This is a genomic window from Mangrovimonas sp. ST2L15, assembly GCF_001280515.1.
Lineage (GTDB): Bacteria > Bacteroidota > Bacteroidia > Flavobacteriales > Flavobacteriaceae > Mangrovimonas > Mangrovimonas futianensis.
Genome location: NZ_LBIQ01000031.1, coordinates 76,001 through 102,895, shown reverse-complemented (window position 1 = coordinate 102,895; position 26,895 = coordinate 76,001). Strand labels below are relative to the sequence as shown.

The 26,895-nt window shown below is 37.8% G+C and carries 14 protein-coding genes; 7 read left to right on the top strand and 7 right to left on the bottom strand.

The annotated features are described in order from the left end of the window. From ZA07_RS12995 to ZA07_RS12965, 7 genes are all read right to left on the bottom strand, one after another. Window positions 1-589 (bottom strand): hypothetical protein (locus tag ZA07_RS12995; RefSeq protein ID WP_369793533.1); only part of this gene is annotated, 589 nt, incomplete at its 3' end. A 359-nt stretch (window positions 590-948) separates the two neighbouring features. Next, complete coding sequence (locus ZA07_RS12990; protein WP_231628683.1) at window positions 949-2,820, bottom strand: OmpA family protein; 1,872 nt, start codon at window positions 2,818-2,820, stop codon at window positions 949-951. A 7-nt stretch (window positions 2,821-2,827) separates the two neighbouring features. Continuing rightward, window positions 2,828-3,766: a type IX secretion system membrane protein PorP/SprF gene (locus ZA07_RS12985; protein WP_053972208.1), complete on the bottom strand. Its 939-nt coding sequence runs from the start codon at window positions 3,764-3,766 to the stop codon at window positions 2,828-2,830. A gap of 7 nt (window positions 3,767-3,773) precedes the next feature. Continuing rightward, a complete protein-coding gene (locus ZA07_RS12980; protein WP_053972199.1) occupies window positions 3,774-8,756 on the bottom strand; it encodes a gliding motility-associated C-terminal domain-containing protein in 4,983 nt (1,660 codons plus the stop codon). An 86-nt stretch (window positions 8,757-8,842) separates the two neighbouring features. Beyond that, complete coding sequence (locus ZA07_RS12975; RefSeq protein WP_082316606.1) at window positions 8,843-10,795, bottom strand: LysM peptidoglycan-binding domain-containing protein; 1,953 nt, start codon at window positions 10,793-10,795, stop codon at window positions 8,843-8,845. Window positions 10,796-11,002: 207 nt separating this feature from the next. Beyond that, window positions 11,003-11,764: an SDR family NAD(P)-dependent oxidoreductase gene (locus ZA07_RS12970; protein ID WP_053972197.1), complete on the bottom strand. Its 762-nt coding sequence runs from the start codon at window positions 11,762-11,764 to the stop codon at window positions 11,003-11,005. Window positions 11,765-12,135: 371 nt separating this feature from the next. Then, on the bottom strand, window positions 12,136-12,858 hold the full coding sequence (locus tag ZA07_RS12965; protein WP_082316605.1) for an NUDIX domain-containing protein: 723 nt from the start codon (window positions 12,856-12,858) through the stop codon (window positions 12,136-12,138). Between the two features lie 284 nt (window positions 12,859-13,142). Here ZA07_RS12965 and xylE point away from each other — a divergent pair, with 284 nt between their 5' ends. From xylE to galB, 7 genes are all read left to right on the top strand, one after another. Next, the gene (gene xylE / locus ZA07_RS12960; RefSeq protein ID WP_053972196.1) at window positions 13,143-14,753 is read left to right on the top strand and encodes a D-xylose transporter XylE; all 1,611 of its coding nucleotides are present in this window, start codon (window positions 13,143-13,145) and stop codon (window positions 14,751-14,753) included. 6 nt (window positions 14,754-14,759) lie between these two features. Continuing rightward, complete coding sequence (locus tag ZA07_RS12955) at window positions 14,760-16,253, top strand: xylulokinase (RefSeq protein WP_053972195.1); 1,494 nt, start codon at window positions 14,760-14,762, stop codon at window positions 16,251-16,253. Window positions 16,254-16,257: 4 nt separating this feature from the next. Continuing rightward, window positions 16,258-17,583 carry a xylose isomerase gene (gene xylA / locus ZA07_RS12950; RefSeq protein ID WP_053972206.1) on the top strand — a complete coding sequence of 442 codons (1,326 nt, stop codon included), beginning with the start codon at window positions 16,258-16,260 and terminating at the stop codon, window positions 17,581-17,583. A 46-nt stretch (window positions 17,584-17,629) separates the two neighbouring features. Then, window positions 17,630-20,758, top strand: a complete 3,129-nt coding sequence (locus tag ZA07_RS12945) for a TonB-dependent receptor (RefSeq protein WP_053972194.1) — start codon at window positions 17,630-17,632, stop codon at window positions 20,756-20,758. Between the two features lie 16 nt (window positions 20,759-20,774). Then, the gene (locus tag ZA07_RS12940; RefSeq protein ID WP_231628682.1) at window positions 20,775-22,355 is read left to right on the top strand and encodes a RagB/SusD family nutrient uptake outer membrane protein; all 1,581 of its coding nucleotides are present in this window, start codon (window positions 20,775-20,777) and stop codon (window positions 22,353-22,355) included. A gap of 25 nt (window positions 22,356-22,380) precedes the next feature. Further along, window positions 22,381-24,282: a hypothetical protein gene (locus tag ZA07_RS12935; protein ID WP_197276739.1), complete on the top strand. Its 1,902-nt coding sequence runs from the start codon at window positions 22,381-22,383 to the stop codon at window positions 24,280-24,282. A 154-nt stretch (window positions 24,283-24,436) separates the two neighbouring features. Next, window positions 24,437-26,875: a beta-galactosidase GalB gene (gene galB, locus ZA07_RS12930; protein ID WP_231628684.1), complete on the top strand. Its 2,439-nt coding sequence runs from the start codon at window positions 24,437-24,439 to the stop codon at window positions 26,873-26,875. The last annotated feature ends 20 nt before the right edge of the window (window positions 26,876-26,895 follow it).

The window sequence follows — 26,895 nt, the reverse complement described above, 5'->3', positions numbered from 1 at the left end:
CGGTCCAGGTTACTGTTGTATTACCTATTGGGAATGTAGCCGGCGCATCATTGGTTGCCGGATTAACGCCACAGTTATCAGCTGTAGTGGGTGTTCCAAGAGCCACACCAGTGGCTTGACATGAAGCGTTCGCACTAACGGTTACATCTATAGGTGCAGTAATGGTTGGGTCTGTAGTATCCTGCACAGTAACCTGTGCAGTACAAGAGTCAATAATTGATGAAGTACTTATTTGAATTACAGTTAAAGTAACTGTAACAGGTGATCCAATATCATTACAATCGAAAGTATCTTGATCAAGACTAATAGAATAGGCTGAGTTGCCTCCATATGTTCCATCCTCCAATTGGTTGGGTGTAATAGTAACACTACCTGTGTCGTCTAGATCTACAGTGATGTCTTGGCAGGGAGGAAGTAGATTAGTACTGCTAAAAGAAGAACTATTTACTATTTCTAAATACTCATCATAGGTACAAATAGAATCGTTCCCGCTATTTTTTAAAATGTGGGAATTGGTATGTTTAGGGATTGCAGCAAAACTTATGGTAGAAAGTAAAACTGCAAAAAGCAGAACGTAAAATTTCCTCATAGTGTTGATATTTTTAATTATAAAAATATACCGTGACAACGTCAATAGGTTGGGGCCGGTTATTGTCTGTTAACTACTAAAATCTGAGGGAGTTAGATCAAAAGTATTCGGTTGATTTTCAGTTGAAAAATATATTCGTTGAAATACTTTATTAGTCTATATAATTCAATGAAAAGCTTTTAAATACTACAGAATACCAAAAATGCTTTATTTAATGGGTTAATAATCGATTAATAGCTATTTACAAATGCAATATATATAAAAATTCGAAAAAAATCCATGAAGTGTATAAAAAAATCGACAAAATGCATTTAATCTACCTTCTTATGTAAGGAATTTGTTGTTTGGTAGGTGCTGGCTTACTTTAAAATTAAAAACTCACATCTTCTGTTTATGGAGTGTTCAGCTTCAGTACATTCAGTGCCGCAATCTACTAAAGGTTTTCTTTCTCCATATCCTTTAGATTTTAAACGGTTTCTATCAATACCTTGTGAAACAATATATTCCAAAGTAGCTTCTGCTCTGTTTCTTGACAAACGTAAGTTATATAGGTCTGATGCCCTATTGTCTGTGTGTGCTCCTAGCTGTACTTCCATTCTAGGGTATTTTCTTAGAAGGTTAACTAAAACATCCAACACTTGGGCTGCCTGTGGCTTGATTTCCCATTTATTAAGGTCAAAATAAATGTTCTCTAATTCAATATAAACATATCCGTCATCTTTTGTTACAACAATGTCTTCGGCATCATCATAAGATTCGATTTCCAATTGAATATCAAAAAAGACTCTACCATCCTCATTGGTTGTGAAAGATTGACTACTTGGTATATAAAAATCTTTATGAGCTTCGATGGTGTAAGTAGTATTTGGTCTAGTGTTGAAAATATAGGTAGCATCTGATCCAGTTACCATTTGTCCTACTAATTCACCATTCTCATCAAAAAGCGTTACGGTTGTGCCAGGAAGTAGTTCTTTGGAATGCTTATCAGTAACTTCGCCTTCAACTGCAAATTTTCTGGTATTAGACATTCTAACAAAAGAATATAAATTATCGCCCCCTTCACGGTTTGAAGAGAAAAATCCTTTTGTTTGGTTTTCATGAAGTACAAAAGCAAAATCATCCATTTCCGAATTGATAGTTTCACCTAAATTTAGCGGTTTAGTATAGGCATTATCAATTTTTTGACTCATGAAAAGATCTAAATTACCCAATCCTTCGTGCCCATCTGAAGTGAAATAAAGCATATTATCCTTGTCCATAAAAGGAAATTGGTCTCGTTGTTTAGTGTTGATGGTCTCTCCAAGATTAATAGGCGTTCCAAATCCATCATCTAAGATTTCTACTGAATAGATGTCAAAAGATCCTAAAGAACCTGGCATATCACTCGAAAAGTAAAGAGTTTTTCCATCTGGACTAACCGCTGGGTGCATGGTGGAGTAGGTGTCACTGGAAAATGGCAATTCAGTTACATTGGTCCATTCATCTTCAACTCTTTCAGCTTTAAATAGTTTGACCGTGGCAATTTTGATACCATCAATTTTGACTCTTTTTTCATTGGTTCGAGAAAAATACATGGTTAACCCATCTGGACTGAAGGCGGCATTGCTTTCATGGGTTTCGGTATTGATTTCATCTGAAAAAGGTTCGATATGTTCCAATTCAAAATCTTCGGTCATATCAGCTTTGTAAAGATCTAAATATGGTCGGTCATTCCATCCATATTTTGGATTGTCCGAATTTCTTACTGAAGAAAAAATAATTTTATTGAAATAATACGACACCCCAAAATCGCCGGTGGAAGAATTACGTGATACTCTTTTGATCATGTAATTATAGGGGACAATACCATTCAGATTTTCAGAGAATTTAGGAGTATCTACGGGGTAACCCAAATATTCTCCCATGACTTGATCTCCATTTTCATAATCTTTGAGTCCTTTTAATACTTGTGCATATTTAAAAAGTGCTTCTTCGGGCATGGAATCTCTATATTCCACATAAAGATTGGTGTAGGGAGTTCGGGCTTGTTCCATTCTACCGTTAAAGTAAAAGCAGTCTCCCAACCTTTCCAAAATTTCTGGGGTAGCCTCTAACTGCTTGTACATATTGGCAGCTTCCACATAGGATCTGTTTTCAAAAAGGTTGTTAGCCTTTTTCAAACTTGGTTTTTGGGCCCACAGTATGGTTTGCCCGAAAACTAATAATATGAACAGCATCCAATTTTTCATCATACTTTTTTTAAAAGAACCTTGGAGATTTATCATAGCCCTTGCCAAGTGTACTTATATCAAATAATATCATTATCTCGTGTGAACCATTATTGAACTTCCCTAAATTAGAAAGGGTATAGTCATAGGCATAACCTATTCTGAGGTTACTTAACACCCTAAAATTTATAAGACCAGATATGGCATCATCAAACCGGTAACCAGCACCCAATTCCAAACGTTCTCTCCAAAGGAAATTGGCTGTTAGGTCAAACGAAAGGGGAGCTCCTGAAACTGCCTTTGTCATAAAGGCAGGTTTGAACTTTAACTGATCGTTAAGCTCAAACACATAACCTCCAGTTAAAAACATGTGTATTTCCTCAACTCCGTTGGCCACAACACCGTCATTGTTCTCTAAATGTTTACTTTTTAAAAGGTTTGGAGCAGAGAAGCCGATATAATAATTTTTTCCGAAGAAAAACGCTCCTACACCTACATTGGGGTATGTTCTGGAAATATTTTCAGCAAATGCAGGATCGGGTAATGGATCGGAATATACAAACCCATCAAAATTGGTGCTAAAAAAAGTAGCTCCAAATTTTATTCCCAAAGAGAGTTTGGAAGTTTTACCGGTTTGTAAAACATATGCAACATCTGCATAGACATTGGTTTCCTTAACTACATCTCCAATTTGATCGTGGACTATGGAGAGTCCTCCTTCTATGTTTTTATAAAGTGTTGTGTGTCCAAATAAGGTTCCAGTTGTTGGGCCACCCACAGAACCCGTCCATTGATTACGATAGAATACCCCTAAACTGATTTCGTCTGAAGCATCTTTTGCATAAGCCGGATTAATCACACTCATGTTATACATGTATTGTGTGAATTGCGGATCTTGTTGCGCTAGCATCTGAAAACCTACTAAGGCAAAAAGGATGAAAATTATATGTCTTTTTAAGGATTTAACCATAAAAACGTTATCTGTTAAGATAGACTCGACCTTGAATACTATCTGTCTGACCATCATTAAAATTTAAAATATAGAAATAAACACCATTTGGAAGTTCTCCATTTCCTAAAGTTGTTCCTTCCTTTGATGTTCCATCCCAGTTAGGAGTGCCACTATTTCCTTTAAATAATAGATTGCCGTATCTGTTATATATTTCTATATCGAAATTGGGATATAGTTCCCTTATGTTTACAAGATCAAAAGTATCATTAATACCGTCCCCATTAGGTGAAAATCCATCAGGAATAATCAAATCCTCGGTGCATTTTTCAACGATAACTGTAACCTCAAGTCTCAATCTACTTTCACATCCCATTTGTGATGAGATAGCAGCATAATAGGTTTCTCCATCTTCTAATTGGGTTTCGCTAGTTATAACGATTCCTCCATCAGGTGCATCGTACCAAACAATGGGACTTTCGTTAACAAAGGATGTTAAATCTTCAATTGTTGGTGAATCTTCGGAACAAAAGTAATCCCCGCCGTCAACTAGAGTTGGAGTAGCGGTATCTTCAATATTAAAAGTTACCGACTCCACTAAAGTAACATCACCCGAACAATCATCCGTAGAGCGAATAAAATAGATAATCGTAAATGTTGTAGATCCTGAGTTAATAAGAATGTCATTAGGAATAATAATTTCTCCGTTTCCATCAGAAATGTCAACATCAGTTGTCTCGTTGGAATTATTGGCTCCTGATATGGTGTAGTTTATTTGATATGTTCCATTTTCCAAAAATTCAGCATTCGAAATAAAAACAGTATTGGAATCATTTAAACAAATATCAGCTGCAGATAAAACCATTCCAGAAATATCAGGAATAGGTTGAATGATGATGTTAACCTCAGAGGTTTCTGTGCCGCAAGAGTTAGAAACAGTGTACGTGTAAGTCCCCTCAGCATCCACCGTTGGATCAAACAATCCAGTGCCACTTGCAAGAACGGGAGACCATGTACCTCCAGTATCTGGAGTGCCTCCAAGAAGGGTAAATAAGTCTATCGGGTCATCATTTCCACAGATATTAGCACTACCATTAATTCCAGCATTTGGAGGCGGAATGATAGTGACGGTCACAGTAGCAGAGGCAGGACCACATGGGTCTGTTCCAGCTACGGTATAAGTATAAGTTCCTTCAGCGTCGATTGTGGGATCAAACAATCCCGAGCCGCTGTTAAGAGCTGGAGACCATGTACCATCTACATCAGGCGTACCGCCCAAAACTGTAAATAGATCAATAAGATCATCCAATTCACAAAGGTTTATGGAAGCATCTGTACCTGGATTGGCAGGCGTTTCCACCGAAATAGTTACCGAAGCAGAAGCAGGTCCACAAGCGTCAGTTCCTTCCACGGTATAGGTGTAAGTTCCTTCAGCATCCACTGTTGGATCAAACAATCCAGTGCCACTGGCAAGAACGGGAGACCATGTACCTCCAGTATCTGGAGTACCTCCAAGAAGGGTAAACAAGTCTATCGGGTCATCATTTCCACAGATATTAGCACTACCATTAAGTCCAGCATTTGGAGGCGGAATGATAGTGACGGTCACAGTAGCAGAGGCAGGACCACATGGGTCTGTTCCAGCTACGGTATAAGTATAAGTTCCTTCAGCGTCGATTGTGGGATCAAACAATCCCGAGCCGCTGTTAAGAGCTGGAGACCATGTACCATCTACATCAGGCGTACCGCCCAAAACTGTAAATAGATCAATAGGATCATCCAATTCACAAAGGTTTATGGAAGCATCGGTACCTGGATTGGCAGGCGTTTCCACCGAAATGGTTACCGAAGCAGAAGCAGGTCCACAAGCATCAGTTCCTTCAACAGTATAGGTATAAGTTCCTTCCGCATCCATAGTTGGATCAAATAGTCCTGTACCACTGGCAAGAACGGGAGACCATGTGCCACCAGTATCTGGAGTACCTCCGAGAAGGGTAAACAAGTCTATCGGGTCATCATTTCCACAGATATTGGCACTACCATCAGTTCCGGCATTTGGTGGCGGAATAATAGTTACTGTCACAGTAGCAGAGGCAGGACCACAAGGGTCTGTTCCATCTACAGTATAAGTATAAGTTCCTTCAACATCGATTGTAGGATCAAACAATCCCGAACCACTGTTAAGAGCTGGAGACCATATACCACCAACATCAGGGGTACCGCTCAAAACTGTAAATAGATCAATAGGATCATCCAATTCACAAAGGTTTATGGAAGCATCGGTACCTGGATTGGCAGGCGTTTCCACCGAAATGGTTACCGAAGCAGAAGCAGGTCCACAAGCGTCAGTTCCTTCCACGGTATAAGTATAGGTTCCCTCAGCATCCACGGTTGGATCAAAAAGTCCTGTGCCACTGGCAAGAACGGGAGACCATGTACCACCAGTATCAGGAGTACCTCCAAGAAGGGTAAACAAGTCTATTGGGTCATCATTTCCACAGATATTAGCACTACCATCAGTTCCAGCATTTGGTGGTGGAATGATAGTTACCGTCACAGTAGCAGAGGCAGGACCACAAGGGTCTGTTCCGTCTACAGTATATGTATAAATTCCTTCAGCGTCGATTGTAGGATCAAACAATCCCGAACCGCTGTTGAGTGTCGGTGACCATGTGCCACCTACATCAGGTGTACCACCTAAAACGGTAAATAGGTCAATTGGGCTATCATTTTGACAAATGTCAACGCTGCCGTTAGTTCCAGCATTTGGAGGTGTTTCCAAAGAAATAGTCATAGTAGCTGAAGCGGTTCCACAAGGATCCGTTCCTTCCACGGTGTATGTGTAGGTTCCTTCAGCATCCACGGTTGGATCAAAAAGTCCAGTGCCGCTGGCAAGAACGGGAGACCATGTACCACCAGTATCTGGATTACCTCCAAGAAGGGTAAATAGGTCCATTGGGTCAACATTTCCACAGATATTAGCACTACCATCAGTTCCAGCATTTGGTGGTGGAATTATAGTGACGGTCACAGTAGCAGAGGCAGGTCCACAAGGGTCTGTTCCATCTACAGTATATGTATAAATTCCTTCAGCGTCGATTGCAGGGTCAAACAATCCCGAACCGCTGTTGAGTGTCGGTGACCATGTGCCACCTACATCAGGTGTACCACCTAAAACGGTAAATAGGTCAATTGGGCTATCATTTTGACAAATGTCAACGCTGCCGTTAGTTCCAGCATTTGGAGGTGTTTCCAAAGAAATAGTCACAGTAGCCGAAGCGGGTCCACAAGGATCCGTTCCTTCCACGGTATAAGTATAGGTTCCCTCAGCATCCACGGTTGGATCAAAAAGTCCAGTGCCACTTGCAAGAACGGGAGACCAAGTACCACCAGTATCTGGAGTACCTCCAAGAAGGGTAAATAGGTCAATCGGGTCATCATTTCCACAGATATTGGCACTACCATTAGTTCCAGCATCTGGTGGTGGAATGATACCTATGGTAACCGAAGCCGACGCCGAACCGCAAGGAGGGGCACCGTCTACAGTATAGGTATAAGTTCCTTCAGCATCGATTGTAGGATCAAATAATCCCGAACCACTGTTAAGAGCTGGAGACCAAGTACCTCCTGAATCTGGCGTACCGCCCAAAACAGTAAACAAGTCTATAGGAGCATCATTAGAACATATATCTATAGAAGCGCTATTCCCAGCATTTGGTTCCGGAGTCATAGTTACAGAAATAACTGCTGTATCATCATCACAAGGGAACAAAGAAACAGTATATGTATAATCTCCGGCAGAATCAAATTGCGGGTCAAAAATACTTGATCCACTATTCAAAGGTGGAGACCAAGTACCTCCTAGATCTGGATTACCATTAATATAATCAAACAGATCTACTGGTGTTCCATCAGAACAAACCGTAATGTCTCCATCATTTCCTGCATTTGGAGGGGGTAAAATACTTATTGTGATAGTCGCAGATGTTGTTCCACACGGATTATTATCATCAATGTTATATGTAAATACATATGGGCTGTTACCAATGTTTAACCCATTCATACTTAAGGTTCCTAAGTGATCGTTAGTGGTTGTAACAGGTCCACTCCATTCCCCATTAGTGTCTGGATTGCCTCCTAAATAGGTGAAAAGATCTATGGAGCCAATGGTATTCAATCCATTGTTACAAAATTCCAACGAATTGCTTTCACCAGCATTATTTGGTGGCACAAATTGAATAATTACTTCTAAACGATCTTCACTTTCACAAGGAGGGTCAACTGTGGTGGCATAATAGGTTTCGCCAGCTACTAATGGTGTATTTAAATCTAATGGTACAGCTGAAGAATTAGTGGCATACCAATTATTGTTTCCCGAAGCCACCAAGTCCGCCACTGTAGGCGGTGGGTTCTGAGTACCACAAAAGAATTGAAGGCTGTCACCTGAGGGTACAGGTACATAACCTACATTGACCAAAACGGATAGTCGGGAGGTTCTGCAGCCCGTATCTGGATTTTCTTGATCTGCATAGTAAAGTGTATTGTCAGATAAAATGGTCGTGGGAGCTAAAGCGGTTCCTCCGTTGGGTACAGTATACCATTGCACATTATTTCCCACTGCAAACAAATCTGAAATTGTTGCTTCTGAAAGATCATCGACGCAAACCCCTTGAAAATTTAAACCTGTTGGGGCACCATATATTGTTACAGTAACTTCTTGTCTACTGCCACAATCACCATTTGTATTATCAACATAGTAGACGGTGGCATTTTCTAATCCTAAATCAGAGGCCAATGGCGTGGTTGAAGTTGGTGAATCAAACCAATTGATGCCTGAACCATTATCCACAGCAACCAAATCGGCTATGATAGGTGAATCGATATCACAAAAGGACTGAGAATTTTCCGTAATAGTTGGGCATTGGGAAAAAGCAATACTGCTCCATAGGAAGATCAGTCCTAAAGAAAAAAGTAGGTGGTTATAAAAGATTGGGTGCGTACTTTTTTTCATTGATCTTAGCTAGTTAGCGCTAAATCTTTAATACAATAATAGTAAAGATTTTTTATTTAGTTGGTTTTTGATTTTATTCTGAAACCTTATTTCACTTTGCTTCGGTCCGAATTTGAGTCAAATTTAAGAATATATACACCATTATTCTTATAATTTTCCCCTGAATTCTTTTCGTATTCAAACTTTAAAGCACTATGCTCAGATACATCCTTCATGTTGGGTTGATTTTCCTTTTGGAAATAGCGCAAAAGGGTATCGAAGGTGGTATCAAAGCCGTACTTAGAGACAATGGTAGGAGTAGATCCAAAAACCTGTTTGTATTTTAATTCAAAAATCATTTCGGCATAATTTGGCTCAGAAGGTTCCATTGAGGGGTACAATAAATTTAAGACTTTATAACGCATTTTAGAAACTTCTACCTCATTTGGCAAATCTTTTTGTGACAGGACTGCAAGTTGAATAAAATTCTTTGATGATTCGGCTAGTAAAGGTGTCGTAACGTTTAGGTATACCTTTGTTTGGTTGGTATTGAGTAAAATAATGTTTTTTACATCTTTTTTTAATGATGAAATTAGCTTGTTATTATCTATTAATCCATTACCCGATATTTCAAAATAAGTAGGGTTTGATAACTCCGAGGAAATTAATGTTTTGTTAGATGCCCTATCGGAATCATGAATAACCAAAACATTAGCGTTTAATGAGTTGATGTATTTTAATAAAACTTTGGCTTGGGTTTCTTCGGATGGTACGGATTCAATAATTGATTTATTTTGGAAGGCGTTGGAATTTGTTAAAGTTACAATGGGTGAATCATTCAAGTGCTCATCTATAGCGGTGACAAACTGGTCATCAAAATAAGGTAGGAAAACCAATTGATAATCTTCTAAATCAGATTTTTTAATGAAAGCTTTGATGCTTTTAGAATCAGTTTCCTTAATGGAGGTCACCAATTCATAATCCAAGGATAAACCTAAATTTTTCAGAGAATCCATGGCTATAGAAGCACCCTCATAGAAGGCTACATTGTTTTTTGTTAATGAGTCTGCAGTAGAAGTTGATCCAGATTTACTCAAATTTTTAAATTCGCCTTTGGTAAAAGGAAGTACAAAAGCGACCTTTTTCATTTGATTCTTATCCAGATTTTTGGTTAGGTCAGTATATTTAATGTTAGGATTAACATATTCAGGATCTGTTTCATAGGTGGTGCTGCCATCTAACCGAATATTGGCTGGCATTTTAATGACCTCACCAATTTTCACGCCATCTGAAAGAGAAGGATTCAACTTTAAAAATTCTGGAATGCTCATCTCGGCAGCTTTTGATAAGCCATAGAGCGTTTCTTTTGGTTTAACGGTGTATGAGATATATTTCTGTGGTTGCTCAACTTGTTTAGGAGCAGTTTTTGTAGGTTGATTTACAACTGAGGAAGCTATGTTTGTATCAGATTCTTTTAATTTGGTTTGGTCAAAAGTTAAAACTTGACCTACCTGTAGCGATTTTTTAGTTTGAGGATTTAAGGTTTCCAATTGTTCAATGGTCATCCCAAATTTCTCAGCAAGACTAAATTTGGTATCACCAGTTTTAACCACATAAGTTGTTGATTTAGGTTTGCTTGGAGAAGAAAGTGCTTTGTCAGTTTGAACGGTTAAAGTTTGTCCAGCAATCAGCGTTGGGACAATCTGTGGATTTTGCGATTCTAATTCATCTATACTGATTCCAAAATTCTTCGCTAAGCTATATTTCGTATCTCCTGATTTTACTTTATAAGTTATCTTTTTGAGTTCTTGAATCTCAGGAGTTGCAATTTCAGTTTTTTTGACCTTGGATTTTGGTATATTGAGTTCCATGCCCTCCTTAATGCCATCAGAAGCGCCTGGATTCAATTGAAATATGTCATAGGGAGTGACATAGTATGTGTTGGCTATTTCTAAAATACTTTCCCCTTTTTTTACAATATGCTTTCTTTCTGGTTCTTGAGAATATGACCATTGGATACCCAAAAGCAACATCACACATAGGCATAGGATTCTATTCATAAGTGAAATCTTCTCGTTTTTACTAAAAGGGAGTTTTTGTAAGTATAAAAGTACTAAATTATCGATATGATTTATGCATTTTATAAGTAATTATCAATATGTTATTAACAAATTGATATTTAAGCTTTTGATTTTTGCTTATACCGTAATTAATGATCGGTTGTTGTTAAAGGACCTAAAACTTTATTTTTTTATATTTTCAACCAACTAAATCATCTGTCCGCCAGACACTTCTATTCGTTGCCCCGTAATCCATTTGGCGTCTTCTGTGCAAAGAAATGCCACAACACCACCTATGTCATCTGGTAAACCCACGCGTCCTAAGGCTGTATTTGATGCGATAAAGGCATTCAAATCTTGATTGTCTCTTACAGCGCCACCACCAAAATCGGTTTCGATGGCCCCAGGGGCCACTACGTTGCATCTGATTTTTCTTTCTCCTAATTCCTTTGCTTGATATTTACTTAAGGTTTCGATGGCTGTTTTCATGGAGGAATAGGCTGCATATCCTCCAATGGCAAATCGCGTTAATCCAGAAGAAATATTAACAATGCCACCACCATTATTCATTATGGGAAGTGCTGCTTGAGTAATCATAAATACGCTCTTAAAATGAATTTGATACATGAGGTCTAGTTGTTCTTCCGTAGTCTCCATAATGGAACTGTAAGTGCCAACACCGGCATTGTTAATTAGAAAGTCAAATTTCTCAGAGTGGAATGTCACTTTCAAATGTTCTTGGACTTGATCAAAGAATTTGTTGAATGAAGAGGGAGCACTAACGTTTAATTGAATGGCAGCTGCCTTTTGTCCTAATTGTTTGATTCGGTTAACAACGTCATCAGCTTTTTCTGAATTTTGATTAAAGGTAAGAATTACATCCAGTCCCTTTTGGGCTAGGGATAGGGCCATGTTTTCGCCTAGGCCTCTACTTCCTCCAGTTACCAATGCTATTTTTGTTTTTATCATGGCTAAAGATTTAATCGTTAAAAGTTATAGTCTGCATAATATAAAGATACGGAAAATGGAAGGACTGCTCCATTTCTAATTACTGGCTTTTGAAAATCAATTAAATCAAGCGGTAAAAAGGACTTAAGCGTTACTCTAGTTTTTTAAAAGATAAATAATAAGGAGTCTCTTTTCTTATTTTTTTTAAAGTGAACTACTTTAAAAAAAGCATAAACATTCAGCCTCTACTTTTTTTAGCTTCATGGTTTAGAGGTTTTAACCGAATAGTAGAAATAGAATTTTTGTGAATGGAGATAAAATTTGTTTGCCAAAAGAGAATTTTGAATTCGTCTTTAAAATCACTCATAGGCGAAAATTAGAAGTAATTAAACTTAAACTTCAAAATTGAATCCTTTTTGGGTCAATTTTTTGTAAATATCATAATCAAATCGATACAGTTTAGCGGCCCGATGAGATACGTCCTTTTGTTTTTCATCCAACACTTGCAATAACTTCATTCTAAGTATTTTTCTTCTAAAATTTGATTTATCTAATTCAATACCTAGTATTTCTTCATAAAGCTGCATGAGTTCCAGGAGCGTGAATTTTTTAGGGAGAAGATTAAACCCGATAGGAGCTTGCTTTACTCTATTCCTTAAATGTTTAAGGCTGTAATTTAAAATCGTATTGTGGTCGTAAATAAGCTCAGGAACATCTTTAATGTTGTACCATTTGACATCAGATGCTGTGAAACCGGCTTTAATATCAAAATCGTCAATTTTAATAAGAGCGTAATAACCTATAGTTATAACTCTGCCTAAAGGGAAACGATCTGGTTCTCCAAAGGCTTTTAATTGTTCTAAGTAGATGTTGCTTAATCCGGTTAGTTCTTTTAACAAGCGTTGTGCTGCATGATCAATACTTTCTTCTTCTTTTATCCATCCTCCAGGCAGTGCCCATTTTCCTTTACTAATCCCTTCAGCATGTTCAATTAACAAAACTTTTAAGGATCCTTTGTCAAATCCGAAAATCACACAGTCAATTGTTATGGCATTCATCACAGAACTTTCTATGATCTTACCAGATTCCTCATCAAAAAATTTCTTGAAAATCATTTTATTAAATAAAGGTAAATATAGACTTAATAAGATTTAAGTGCTCACTTCATGCAGAAAAAACCTTTTTAAAAATCATTCAAAGGTCGATAATTGTTTAATTATTAACAAGTATTATGTTGAGATTGTAGGAAAAAGGCGGTTCAAAATTACGGTGTTAATAAAAACTATAGAATTATTTAAAGAAATCTTAAAAAAATAAATCAAATAATTGTCAAAATGAAAAATCCTTCGTAAACTTGTAGTCAAAATAACCATAAGATATGGTTTAAATGACAATAAATATGAATGTTACCTCTCAAAGTTTAAAATCTACCTACCTAATTACCATTGTAGCAAGTTTGGGGGGATTGTTATTTGGGTATGATACAGCAGTTATTTCTGGAGCAGTAGGGGCGCTTGAAACATTTTTTGTTAAAGCCTTGGATTCCAGTGTTGAAATGGCGACGCAATCTATACTTCATTTCAAAATTATTTTGACCTTATGTTTGCTGACTATTTTTGGGTTACTCAGCTCTTTTATCTATAAGTTTTATAATAAAAAGATAGCAACCATAATTGTAGTTTTGTTTTTCTTCATTGTTGGTGTCTTTTATTATTTCGGGTTTTTGAATTCTTCAGATGGATTGACTGATAATTTAAAGAACTCGATTTTTGGTTTTATGGTAAGTAGTGCCCTTGTGGGGTGTATCATTGGGGCATCAATGGGAGACAAAATTGCCAACTCGATCGGTCGTCGAAATGGCTTGTTAATAGCAGCGGTTTTATTTATTGTTTCAGCCTGCGGGTCTGGATATCCTGATAGCTTGAATGTCTTTGGAGGTAACGCCCTTACGTCTTTTATAATTTTTAGAATTATAGGAGGAATTGGTGTGGGATTAGCTAGTATGCTATCCCCTTTATATATAGCAGAAATGGCTCCAGCCAATATAAGAGGGAAATTGGTTTCCTTTAATCAGTTTGCTATAGTAGGTGGGATGCTTATCGTCTATTTTGTAAATTATTTTATCGTTAAAGGTCAAACGGCTGAGTGGATTAATACTATCGGTTGGAGAAACATGTTCCTCTCAGAAAATGTTCCAGCGATACTGTTTCTAGTTTGTCTGTTTTTGGTGCCAAAAACGCCAAGGTTCCAAGTGATGAAAGGTCATGACGAAGACGCGGTAAAGGTTCTTACCAAGTTGAATGGGAAGGAAAAAGCCTTGAAAATCATTCAGGAAATTAAAAATTCATTTAATCAGAAGAAAGCGCATTGGCTTACCTATGGTTGGGGTATAGTAATCATCGGAATCTTGTTGTCGGTATTCCAACAGTTTGTTGGTATTAATGTGGTGTTGTATTATGCTCCTGAAATCTTTAAGGGCATGGGTATGGAGACCGATGCTTCCATGCTTCAAACCATCATTGTGGGTGCTATTAATTTGTTGTTTACAGTGTTAGCCATTTTTACGGTAGATAATTTTGGAAGAAAGAAATTGATGTTGATAGGAAGTGTGGTTATGGCCATTAGTATGATAGGTCTTGGTTTCTCTTTGTTTATGCAATCTACGGGTATCGCTTCACTTTTATTTATGTTGGGTTATATAGCCGCTTTTGCCATGTCTTGGGGGCCTGTAACCTGGGTGTTGCTTTCAGAAATTTTCCCTAATAAAATTAAAGGAGTGCTTGCCGTTGCTGTGGCTGCACAGTGGTTGGCCAATTTAGTGGTCTCATGGACCTTCCCTATGATGAATAATAATATAAAATTAACCGAATTGTTCCATAATGGCTTTTCATATTGGATTTATGGATTTATGGCCATTTTATCGGCACTCTTCATTTGGAAGTTTGTGCCAGAGACAAAAGGGAAGACCCTAGAGGAGATGGAACAATTGTGGGATAAAAACAATAAATAGTTAAGAATGTATTTTTTAGGTGTCGATATAGGCAGTTCATCCATTAAACTCTCAGTTTTCAATGCTGAAATTGGACTGGAAATAAAAGCAATTACGGTTCCTGATTTTGAAACACCTATTCTTTCACCTCAATCGGGGTGGGCAGAACAAGACCCTAATTTATGGTGGCAATACATTAAGGATGGCATTTTAAAGTTAAGGCATCAAGAAGGAATTGATATCAGTAAAATTCAGGGAATTGGAATTGGTTATCAAATGCATGGATTGGTTTTGGTGGATGAAAATTTAGAGCCTGTAAGATCTTCAATTATATGGTGTGATGGACGTGCAGCTGAAATTGGAAGGCAATGGTATCAAACCATTGGTGTTGATGCCTGTCAAAGTCAAATATTAGGAAGCCCTGGAAATTTCACAGCATCCAAATTAAAGTGGGTTCAAGAAAATCAACCTGAAATTTTTGAAAAGGCTGCTTACATGATGCTTCCTGGTGATTTTATTGCGGCTAAGTTTACGGGTGTTGCCCAGACTAGTACTTCTGGACTTTCTGAAGCCGCCTTATGGAATTTCAAAGAAGGCGGTCTAGCCAATGGTATTTTGAATGGAATGGGGTTGTCAGAGAAATTAATTCCAGAGGTTGTACCCACATTTGGACATCAAGCAACTATTGACTCTAAGATAGCTTCAGAATTAGGTTTGGATACGCAAGTTAAAGTGACGTATCGGGCAGGTGACCAACCAAATAATGCCTTGTCTTTGCAGGTTTTAAATCCTGGTGAGGTAGGTGCCAATGCTGGTACTTCTGCAGTTATTTATTCGGTAACCGATCAAGATGCCTTCGATAAAAACAATAGAGTCAATACATTTCTTCATGTGAACAATACAAAAGAGCATAAACGTAATGGTGTGCTTTTATGTATCAATGGGTCTGGTATTCTATACCAATGGCTAAGAAAATTGATGTCCGTTGGAGCCACAGCTTCGATACCTTATGACCTACTTAACGATCTAGCTACCAAAGCACCGTTAGGTAGTGAGGGATTGAGATTTTATCCATTCGGAAATGGCGTAGAGCGCATTTTTGATAATAAGGAAGTGAATTCAGGTATTGAATTCTTAAACTTCAATATTCATCAACCAGAACATGTGGTAAGAGCTGCCTGTGAAGGGATTGTTTTTGCTATGAATTATGGCTTTGATGTAATGAAATCCATTGGTGCATCTGGAAATTCAGTTAAGGCTTCTTATGCCAATCTGTTTTTAAGCCCTTTATTCCGGGAGATTTTTGTAAACACAACTAATACCGTTTTAAACCTATATGAAACTTCAGGTGCTGATGGAGCAGCAAGAGGAGCAGCTTACGGTTGGGGCTATTATAAATCCTTAAAGGAAGCTTTTGGGAATATTAAATTAATGGAAGAGTTAGAGCCAAATAGAAATTTGGTGAATCAATATCAAGATGTTTATCAACATTGGAAAGAACAAATTAAAATTCAAGATTAAGATTATGAATACAACAACGTTACAAAGTTTTTTTAAGGGGATCGATGCTGTAAAGTATGAAGGCAGAGAGAGCGATAACCCTTTGGCCTTTAAGTGGTATGATGAAAACCGAGTGGTGGCTGGTAAGACTTTAAAGGAACATTTGCGATTTGCAATGGCTTATTGGCACACACTATGTAATAAAGGAGATGATCCTTTTGGTAAGCAAACTGAAACTTTTTCTTGGGACAATTCCGAAAACGTTTTAGAAAGAGCACGATTAAAAATGGATGCAGGGTTTGAATTTATGAGCAAACTGGGTATTCCATTTTATTGTTTTCATGATGTCGATTTAGTAGATGAAGCTCCAACTTTAGCTGAGTTTGAAACCAGAATTCAGCACATGGTTGATTATGCGAAACAAAAACAAGCGGATACCGGAATTGAATTGTTATGGGGTACTTCAAACCTTTTTTCAAATCCGAGATTCATGAACGGTGCTTCTACCAATCCAAACTTTGACGTGGTGGCGTATGCCGGTGGACAAGCAAAATTGGCTATAGATGCAACCATTGCATTAGGCGGACAGAACTATGTGTTCTGGGGAGGTAGAGAAGGGTACATGAGCCTTTTGAATACCGATATGAAGCGTGAGCAAGACCATTTGGCTAGATTTTTAACTATGTGCAGAGATTATGCACGTAAGCAAGGTTTTAAAGGAACTTTCTTGATTGAGCCAAAACCTATGGAGCCTACGAAGCATCAATATGATTTTGACGCAGCTACTTCTATTGGCTTTATTAATAAATATGGATTGCAGGAAGACTTCAAGTTAAACTTGGAAGTAAACCATGCGACTTTGGCAGGTCATACCTTCCAACATGAACTTCAAGTAGCTGTTGATGCTGGCCTTTTAGGAAGTATTGATGCTAATAGAGGTGACTATCAAAACGGATGGGATACCGATCAATTCCCAATCAATGTTTATGAAATCACTCAGGCTATGTTAGTCATATTAGAAGGTGGTGGTATTCAAGGCGGAGGTATCAATTTTGATGCTAAAGTGAGAAGAAATTCAACCGATTTAGAAGATAAATTTATCGCACACATAGCAGGAATGGATGTATTTGCGCGAGGATTAATTTGTGCTGACGAAATCCTTAAGAATACGGACTATTTAAAATTAAGAAAAGAACGATATGAATCTTTTGACTCAGGTAATGGAGCCAAGTTTGAAAAAGGAGACCTTTCTTTAGAAGACTTAAGTAAAATTGCCAGAGCCAATGGAGAACCAAAAATTATAAGTGGTAGGCAAGAATTGTATGAGCAAATCATTGCAAACGCTTATTAGACTATTTCAAACTCAAACAATAAGTATTTAACTAACTTTTTTCATTATGAGAAGTAAATTTTATGAATCTACAAGGTTTTTCACCTTTTTTGCTGTAGTATTCTTTTTTGTCCTCGGCTCTCAAACGGGTTTTGCGCAAGAAAATATTACGGTTTCGGGTACAGTGACAGATGCCTCTGATGGCATGCCAGTCCCAGGTGCTTCGGTTATTTTAAGAGGAGATCAAACCAAGGGAACTTCAACAGATTTTGATGGAAACTTCGTTTTGGAAGTACCATCAAATGCTGTTTTGCAGGTAAGCTACATAGGGTATTCAACCCTCGATGTAGAAGTCAATGGTCAGACAACATTAACCATTCAAATTGAAGCCAATATTGAGGCTCTAGGAGAAGTAGTTGTTATTGGTTATGGTGTCCAAAAAAAGGATTTGACCACCGGAGCTAATCTTCAGGTAGATGGAGAAGCGCTTCAAAAACAAAGTACGACTAACGCACTACAAGCAATGCAGGGTCAGGCAGCTGGTGTTCAGATTACCTCTACATCTGGGCAACCAGGCTCTAGTCTAAATGTAGCTATTAGAGGTTTAGGAACTATTGGTAACAATTCACCTTTGTATGTAGTAGATGGGGTTTTAACCAATGATATTTCGTATCTTAATAACGCTGATATTGAGACGATTTCCGTTTTGAAAGATGCAGCGTCTTCGGCGATTTATGGATCTCAGGCAGCAAACGGTGTTATTTTAGTGACTACTAAAAAAGGTAAAAAGGGTAAAGCCCAAATAACTTTTGATCAATTCTACGGAATACAGACGCTTGCTAAAAAAATGGATTTATTGAATTCTTATGAATACATGACCATTATGAATGAAGCTTCTATTAATTCTGGTCAAGCTAGAATTTTCTCAGATAATCAGATTGCTAATGCTGGAACAGGAACAGATTGGTTGGATGAAATGTTTCAAGATGCCACAACTGAAAATTATTCAGTTGGTATTTCTGGAGGTTCTGATACGTCTAGCTATTCATCTTCTTTATCCTATTTAAACCAAGAAGGTATCGTAGGAGGTAAAGATAACTCCTATTACGAGCGTTACAATTTTAGATTTAACTCTGAACATAAATTGTATGATGGTAGAATAACCTTTGGTGAGAATTTTAGTTATGCTTGGATTAATAACAATGGTATAGGCGTCGGAGGACAATATAATAACTCCTTAAGAAGTGCCTTTCAGGTAAATCCATTGGTGCCTATGTATGATACAGATGGAAATTACTACAACACGAATGGACAAAGTGATCCTTGGTTGAATGGTGTTTCCAATCCGTACGCTAATATGGTTTATAATAACCAAAATGAAAACGACGGTCAAAAATTGATTGGAAATGTTTATTTCAATTTTGAATTACTTAAAGGTCTGAATTTCAGAACAAGTTTAGGTCTTGATTATTATGCAAATCAAGGACATTCATTCACACCAATTTATGAATTGTCTACCTATAATTTCAGTGATTATAGACGAGTTAGTCAGTATATGAACAAAGGTAAAACCTTAATTTGGGATAATACTTTGACTTACGATTTTGATTTAGCCGAAGATCATAATTTCTCAGTCATGGCAGGTACGTCTGCGTTTAATTATGAAGGACACTACATGAGTGGGTCAAATATTGATTTAGTATTTAACGATTTAGAACATGCTTGGTTAGATAATGCAACGAACAACGATGGTTCTTTTATAGGACTATCAGGAGGGCCAAACAATATAGATAAAAGAATGTCTTATTTTGGAAGGTTAAGTTATGATTACAAAGGAAAATTATTACTTAACGCTACTTATAGAGTTGATGGTTCTTCAAGATTTGCTGACGGGTATCGTTGGGGATATTTCCCTTCCTTCTCAGCTGGTTGGGTAGTTACTAAAGAAGAGTTCCTGCAGGATAAAGCTGATTGGTTAAGCTTTTTCAAACTGAGAGGAAGTTGGGGGCAAGTCGGAAACCAAAACGTGGATGCCTTCCAGTATATGAGTAGAATTCAAATTAATAATACCAATTATATTTTTGGAAACGAAGAAGGTGCTGCCGCCTTGGTTCCTGGAGCATATCCTGTCAACTTAGCAAATGAAACACTTCAATGGGAAACTGCAGAAGAGGTTGATTTTGGTTTTGATGCCAGATTATTTGACTCTAAGCTAAGTGTAAACTTTGATTGGTATCGCAGAGAGCAAAAAGATTGGCTGATTAGAGCTCCTATATTAGATACAGCTGGAGTTGATGAAGCACCTTGGATTAATGGAGGTAGTGTAGTTAACTCAGGTGTAGAGCTAGCTATTTCATTCAATAATGCAGTGAGCGATGATTTTAGTTACAATTTTAGCGTTAATGGCTCTTACAATAAAAATGAAGTAGGATCTATTCCCAATAGAAATGGTATTATAGAAGGAGGAGATAATTCTCTTTGGGCAAATAACCTATTCTTTTATAGAGCACAAGATGGGATGCCATTAGGATATTATTATGGTTATGAAACTGCTGGTGTTTTCCAAACAGAACAGGATGTTCAAAACTATGTTTCAAGTGATGGAACTGTTATCATGCCTAATGCGGAACCAGGTGATTTGATTTTTGTAGACAACAATGGGGACGGAATGATAAGTGATGCTGATAAAACAAAAATTGGAGATCCAAACCCAGATTTTGTATATGGTTTCTCACTAGGTGCTAATTATAAGGCCTTTGATTTTAATGTACAAGCTAATGGTGTTGCTGGAAATCAAATACTTCAATCTTATAGAGATCAATCAAATGGTTACCAAAATTGGTCTTCTGAAATTTTAGATCGTTGGCATGGACCAGGGTCTTCTAATTCCTTACCCCGAGTAACTCTTGATAACAGAAACTATAACAGAATTTCAGATATCTATGTTAAGGATGGTGACTTTTTGAGAATAAGTACAGTTACCTTAGGTTTTGATGTGGCTAAGGCTGTTAAATCTCAAAGCTTCTTTGTAGACCAATTGAGAATTTATGCTTCTGTGCTAAATCTCTATACTTTTACAAATTATAATGGTATGGATCCAGAAGTAGGGTATGGTGAAGGATTCTCAAGAGGAGTTGACGTAGGATACTATCCACGACCACGAACCTATATGGTAGGACTTAATGTTAAATTTTAAAAAAAATAGCATGAAAATGAATAGTAGATTATATGTTGTTGTTTTGAGCCTTTTTGGTTTCATGGGATGTTCAGATGATTTCTTGGACGCCGAACCATTAACAGAACAAACAACTTCCAATTTTTATCAAACTACCGAGGATGCTTGGACAGCTTTAGTAGGATGTTATGATGGTATGCAAGTGGCCACAGGAGCCTATGCAGAAGGTTTTTACACGGTTTCTGAAGTGCTTTCAGATGATTGTTTTGGTGGAACAGGAAATTCAGATGGGTTTGGTTACCAAGCCATGGATGAATTTGATATTAATAGAGCACCAGGTTCCGTAAATTTGTTAGGCGGTGTTTGGGCTGGTTATTATAAAGGAATCAATAGGGTTAATACCTTATTGCAGTATATGGACCAAATCAATTGGGAGGGTCAAGATGCTTTGAGAGAGCGTTATGAAAGTGAAGCTAGATTTATAAGAGCTTACTTGTACTTTGATATGGTAAGACTTTGGGGGAATATTCCATTGTTGACAGAACCATCTGCAGAAAATATCCCTCAGTCAGATCCAGATGAAGTTTACGCAGTGATTGCACAGGATTTATTATTTGCAGCAAGTCATCTTCCAGAAGAAGCCTATTCGGCTGTTGAAAATGGGAGGGTAACCCGTTGGGCAGCCAAGTCTATGTTAGGTCGTGTTTATTTATATTATACTGGATATTACGGACAGCCTGATTTAGTAGGGTTGGTTTCTTCAGCGGAAGCATTACAGCATCTTGAAGATGTTATTGAAATGAGTGGCCACGGATTGGTGTCCGATTTTTCACAATTGTGGCCTGCAGCTTCTACTACGGATTACGCGGGAGAAGATAACCTAGAAGTCGTATTCTCTGTAAAGTATACCCACACTAGTGATTATAATGGAAATACAGATGGAAATCATTGGATGGTCATGTTTGGAATGAGAGAATTTTCTTCCTTCCCTTATGGGAATGGTTGGGGAGTTACAGTAAATTCCAAATTGTATGACCTTTACAGTGATACCGATTCTAGAAGATTATCGACGATAATTGCCATTGAAGAGGAAGAAGTTCCTTTTGATAATCAAGCTGGTCAAAGAGAATATACGGGTTATTATAATAAGAAATATGCCCCAATGGTGGATGAAGAGGGAAGTAGTTTAGCTGTTCTTGTTGGTGGTGTGAATTTTATGATTGGACAATTCCAAGATTACACGGTAATGAGATATGCCGATGTCCTTTTAATGGCTGCGGAGCTAGGTAGTGCTAATGCTCAAACTTATTTTAATGAGGTAAGACAAAGAGCTTATGGAGATGACTTTAGTCAGATTGCTCCTAACCAACAGAATATAATGAACGAGAGACATTTGGAATTTGCTCTAGAAGGGATTAGATACTGGGACTTAATGCGTCAGGGAGTTGGCACTGCGGCTTCAGAAATAGCTGAAAGTACAGTGCTTCTCAATGGAGGTGTTGAAACCGATAAAACGATTTCTGCCTCTAAAATTGAAGCGACTCAAGGTTTGTCTCAAATTCCTAATTCACAGATAGCGTTATCTGGAGGTGTTTTACAGCAAAATGCTGGTTGGTAAACAATAACTAATTAAGAACATGTTTATGAAAAAAATATTTAAAATTTATTTGCTTGGGATTTTAGTTCTTCTTTTCTCTTGTAATAATGATGATTACGAGTTAGGGGAGAAACTAAGTCCTTCAGATCTTCAATTTACTATAGTACAAGATTATTCTATAGATGAAGGGGGTAATACCGTTATTTTAACCAATAACACGCCTGGTACCATTTCTATATGGGACTATGGTACAGGAAAATCCAATAAGGCCAAAGATACTATTAGATATGCCTTTGCGGGAGAATATACCATTCAATTTTCGGCTGCAACTGCAGGAGGAATTGTGGAAGCTGAGCCAGTAACCATAACGGTTACTGAGGATAATTTTGAGTACATCAGTGATCCTCTCTGGGAAGCCATCTCTGGTGGTGTAGGAAATTCAAAAAAATGGTATTTGGATTTAGATGCTGAAGGCACTAGTAGATATTTTGCAGGCCCTTTATATTTCTATGGAACAGAGAATGGATGGTTAGAAGATGGAAATGCTTGGGATGGTGGCGATACGGGTTGCTACGGTGATGATTGTTGGAATTGGAGTCCAGATTGGCCAAGTAACCAATGGCTTATGGATGCAGCTGATTTTGGGTATATGGAATTTAGCCTTGACGGAGGTCCATTTGTAACTGTAGATCATTTAACAATTCCAACTCTAGGTACTCAGGAGGGGACCTATTATCTTGACCTAAATAGCCACATGTTAACCATGTCTGGAGCCCAAATGATTCATAATATAGGTTATGATACTTGTTCAAGTAATTGGGGAAATATCACGGTATTTTCCTTAACAGAAGACACCATGCAGCTTGGAGTTATTAGAGAAGCTATAGGTTCTTGTTCCTCTGAGGGTCCTGCCATGATTGTTTATAATTTTATTTCTGAAGAATACCGAGATAATTGGGTTCCAGAAGATCCAGGAGAACCTGAATGTGATGAAGGTTTTGATCCATCATTTAGTGATGGAGAATTATTGGATATGTTGACTGGTGGTGCTGGTGCAGGTAGAGTATGGTTGCTTGATGCAACAGGGAACCCTGTAGATTGGATTATCAATTGCATGGGATGGACAACAGGCCCAGACAGTTCTTACAACTGGGGATGGAATGATGATTGGACGGCCATTTCTGAAAGCTCTTGGATTCGATTTGATCAATTTGGAGGAGGTATGAACTATGTTCTAAATCAAGAAGGAACCCAAACAACGGGTAGTTTCAGTATTGATGAGAATATGGACAATGGTTTTACCGAAATTATTTTGGATGGAGCGACCTTGATTCAAAATGCAGGAAGTTGGATGACACCAACCACCAATACCTTAACGGTTGTAAAAGCATTCAATGATAGTTTTGAAACCAATGGTATTTGGTTTGGTACTAGCTACAATCCGGGTAATAATGAGTGGTTGTCATTCCATTATGTTCCAGATACCTCTAGTGGAGGTTCTGGCGGTGGAGGTGGTGGAGGTACCGCTACCGATTTGCCTTTTGATAATTCAAAATTGGTCATAGGTGATATAGAAGAAAACGGAAACCTTCGTTTAGAACTTTATAATGAATATGGTGCAACTGTAAATGATCCAGGGTTAAATCCAAGTGATGTAGCATTTCAAAATCAAATTGAAGTCACTTTTACCCTAAGTGGTATTACATTAAACTCTGGTGCCGTTGGAACCTATGATGCTAAGATGTATTTCGCTGATGCCGACTGGAATCCAAATGGTGATGGCGCTTTTATTTCGGTAACTGGTGATGGAACTTACACCATTACATATGATGCGCCATCTGCAGCTCAAGGATGTATTGTTTTTGTAATTGACGTACTTGGTTTAAGTACAGATATTTCAGATATGGAAGCAGTGACTGCTACCATTGATAGTATAACCATGTACTAGATTCATTCTAGATTAAAACCTTTGATAGAATGAGGGTTATTGTTAAATAAAAATGGTAAGAAGCAGCCTTAAAAACTGCTTCTTACCTATTTAAAACAATTAAAAAACTAAGATTTTTATAGTGTTCAGTTCCTTTTCTTACATTAAACTATACGTGATTTTGGGCGGTTTATTTCTGTTCATTTCATGTGCTGATAAGCAAGATTTACATCAAGTTTCAGAAAGAAATATTTCGTTTTCTGATGGATGGTCTTTTTACTTAGGTGATTCTTTAAAGGCAGCCCAGTCTAAAGATTGGAGAAAATTAGACCTTCCTCATGATTGGAGCATTGAAGGGGCATTTAGCCAAGACAATCCTGCCGATTTAGGAGGAGGTTATCTTCCAGGAGGCATGGGATGGTATAAAAAATCATTTAAAACAGAAAGCACCAACAAACAATTATTTATTCAATTTGATGGTGTTTATATGGATAGTGACGTTTGGATCAATGGGCATTTTTTAGGTAACAGACCAAATGGATATATTACTTTTGAATATGAATTAACGCCATTTCTAAATCCAGAAGGGGAAACCAATGAGATATTGGTAAAAGCCAATAATTCTAACCAGCCCAATTCCAGATGGTATTCCGGATCGGGTATATACAGGAATGTATGGTTAAAATCTTTAGATAAACTCCATGTAGCATCGTGGGGAACTTATATTACAACTCCTGAAGTAAGTCAGGAATCAGCTAAGGTGGCTTTAGAAATTAAAGTTGCCAATCAATACAAGGAGTCAAAAACTGCTACAATTACTACCACCATTTTGCACGGTGGTCGAGCGGTAACTTCTAATACTTCAGAAGTAACAATCAATCAAAACGAAAACAAAAATATTTCTCAAAACTTAACCGTTGAGAAACCAAAATTATGGTCTGTAGACCAACCAACACTTTACACAGCCGTTACCGACATTAAGGTAGACGGTGCTGTTGTAGATATTTATAAAACAACCTTCGGAATAAGATCATTCCAATTTGACCTAGAAAAAGGATTTATTCTGAATGGAGAACAAGTGAAAATTAAAGGCGTATGTATGCACCACGATTTAGGACCTCTTGGTGCCGCCATCAATTATAGAGCCATTGAGCGCCAACTTCAAATTATGAAAGAGATGGGCGTTAATGGTATCAGAACGGCTCACAATCCACCCACTCCTGAATTATTGGATTTATGTGATCAAATGGGCTTTATCGTCATGGATGAATCATTTGATATGTGGAACAATACCAAAACAGAGCATGACTATGCAACCGTTTGGAAAGAGTGGCATAAAAAGGATTTGGAAGATTTCATCACTCGTGACCGTAACCATCCCAGTATTTTTATGTGGAGTGTAGGTAATGAGATTCAGGAGCAATGGAATGAACAAGGGGTTGCTACAGCCAAGGAACTAAAGGCTATTGTACAATCTTTGGATACCACGAGACCTATTACCGTGGCTATGAATCCTCCGGTAAATATGCCCAATGCTGATGTAACAACGCAATTTGACGTGGAAAAGGCCAGTTTAAATCCTTTAGCAGCTTCTGGGGTATTGGATTTAATTGGATATAATTATGCACACAACACATTTCCATATCACCAACAAAATTTCCCGAACAAGCCTTTTATTGCGACAGAAACCACTTCTGGTTTGCAGACAAGAGGATATTATGATGTCAAATCTGACACCATAAAAAGGTGGCCCGTTCGCTGGGATATTCCTTTTGATGGCGGAAATCCTGGAAATACGGTTTCGGCATACGATCAAGTAAGCACGCCTTGGGGCTCAACCCATGAGGAAACTTGGAAAATCATGAAAAAATACGATTTCCTTTCAGGATTGTATATCTGGACTGGTTTTGATTACATAGGTGAACCAACACCTTATGTGTGGCCATCCAGAAGTTCTTACTTCGGTATTGTGGATTTGGCTGGTTTTCCAAAAGACGTGTATTACATGTACCAAAGCGAGTGGACCGATAAGGATGTGCTTCACATTTTTCCGCATTGGAATTACACAGAAGGAGATTCGGTAGATATCTGGGCTTATTTCAACCATGCCGATGAGGTGGAATTGTTCGTTAATGGAACATCTAAGGGGGTTAAGAAAAAAGAAGGAGATGACTTGCATGTTATGTGGCGCGTTCCTTTTGAAGCAGGAACTCTAAAAGCGGTTTCAAGAAAAGATGGTCAGGTTGTTTTAGAAAAAGAAATTAAAACAGCTGGAGAACCAGCCACGGTAAAATTAACGGCAGATAGAACCAGCATTTCGGCAGACGGTAAGGATTTATCATTTATTACAGTAGATGTGGTGGATGCTGAAGGCAATTTTGTTCCAACAGCTCAAAATCAGTTGAATTTCTCAATTGAAGGAGAAGGAGCTATTGTTGGGGTAGCTAATGGCGATCCGACCAACCATGAATCGTTTAAGGGAACTTCACATAAAGCATTAAACGGAAAGTGCTTAATGGTAGTTCAAGCAACTAAAAAAGAAGGTGAGATTAAAATCAATGTGTCGTCTGATGGATTAAAGGATGCCAGCATATTGGTAACAACAAAAAAATAAAACGTAAAAGGAAGAAATAA

Excerpts from the sequence above, each read along its gene's own strand:
- ZA07_RS12985 (WP_053972208.1), bottom strand. The coding sequence starts at position 3,766 with ATGGTTAAATCCTTAAAAAGACATATAATTTTCATCCTTTTTGCCTTA.
- ZA07_RS12965 (WP_082316605.1), bottom strand. The coding sequence starts at position 12,858 with ATGATTTTCAAGAAATTTTTTGATGAGGAATCTGGTAAGATCATAGAA.
- xylE (WP_053972196.1), top strand. The coding sequence starts at position 13,143 with ATGAATGTTACCTCTCAAAGTTTAAAATCTACCTACCTAATTACCATT.
- ZA07_RS12990 (WP_231628683.1), bottom strand. The coding sequence starts at position 2,820 with ATGATGAAAAATTGGATGCTGTTCATATTATTAGTTTTCGGGCAAACC.
- ZA07_RS12970 (WP_053972197.1), bottom strand. The coding sequence starts at position 11,764 with ATGATAAAAACAAAAATAGCATTGGTAACTGGAGGAAGTAGAGGCCTA.
- ZA07_RS12980 (WP_053972199.1), bottom strand. The coding sequence starts at position 8,756 with ATGAAAAAAAGTACGCACCCAATCTTTTATAACCACCTACTTTTTTCT.
- xylA (WP_053972206.1), top strand. The coding sequence starts at position 16,258 with ATGAATACAACAACGTTACAAAGTTTTTTTAAGGGGATCGATGCTGTA.
- ZA07_RS12975 (WP_082316606.1), bottom strand. The coding sequence starts at position 10,795 with ATGAATAGAATCCTATGCCTATGTGTGATGTTGCTTTTGGGTATCCAA.
- ZA07_RS12945 (WP_053972194.1), top strand. The coding sequence starts at position 17,630 with ATGAGAAGTAAATTTTATGAATCTACAAGGTTTTTCACCTTTTTTGCT.
- ZA07_RS12955 (WP_053972195.1), top strand. The coding sequence starts at position 14,760 with ATGTATTTTTTAGGTGTCGATATAGGCAGTTCATCCATTAAACTCTCA.
- ZA07_RS12935 (WP_197276739.1), top strand. The coding sequence starts at position 22,381 with ATGAAAAAAATATTTAAAATTTATTTGCTTGGGATTTTAGTTCTTCTT.
- ZA07_RS12940 (WP_231628682.1), top strand. The coding sequence starts at position 20,775 with ATGAATAGTAGATTATATGTTGTTGTTTTGAGCCTTTTTGGTTTCATG.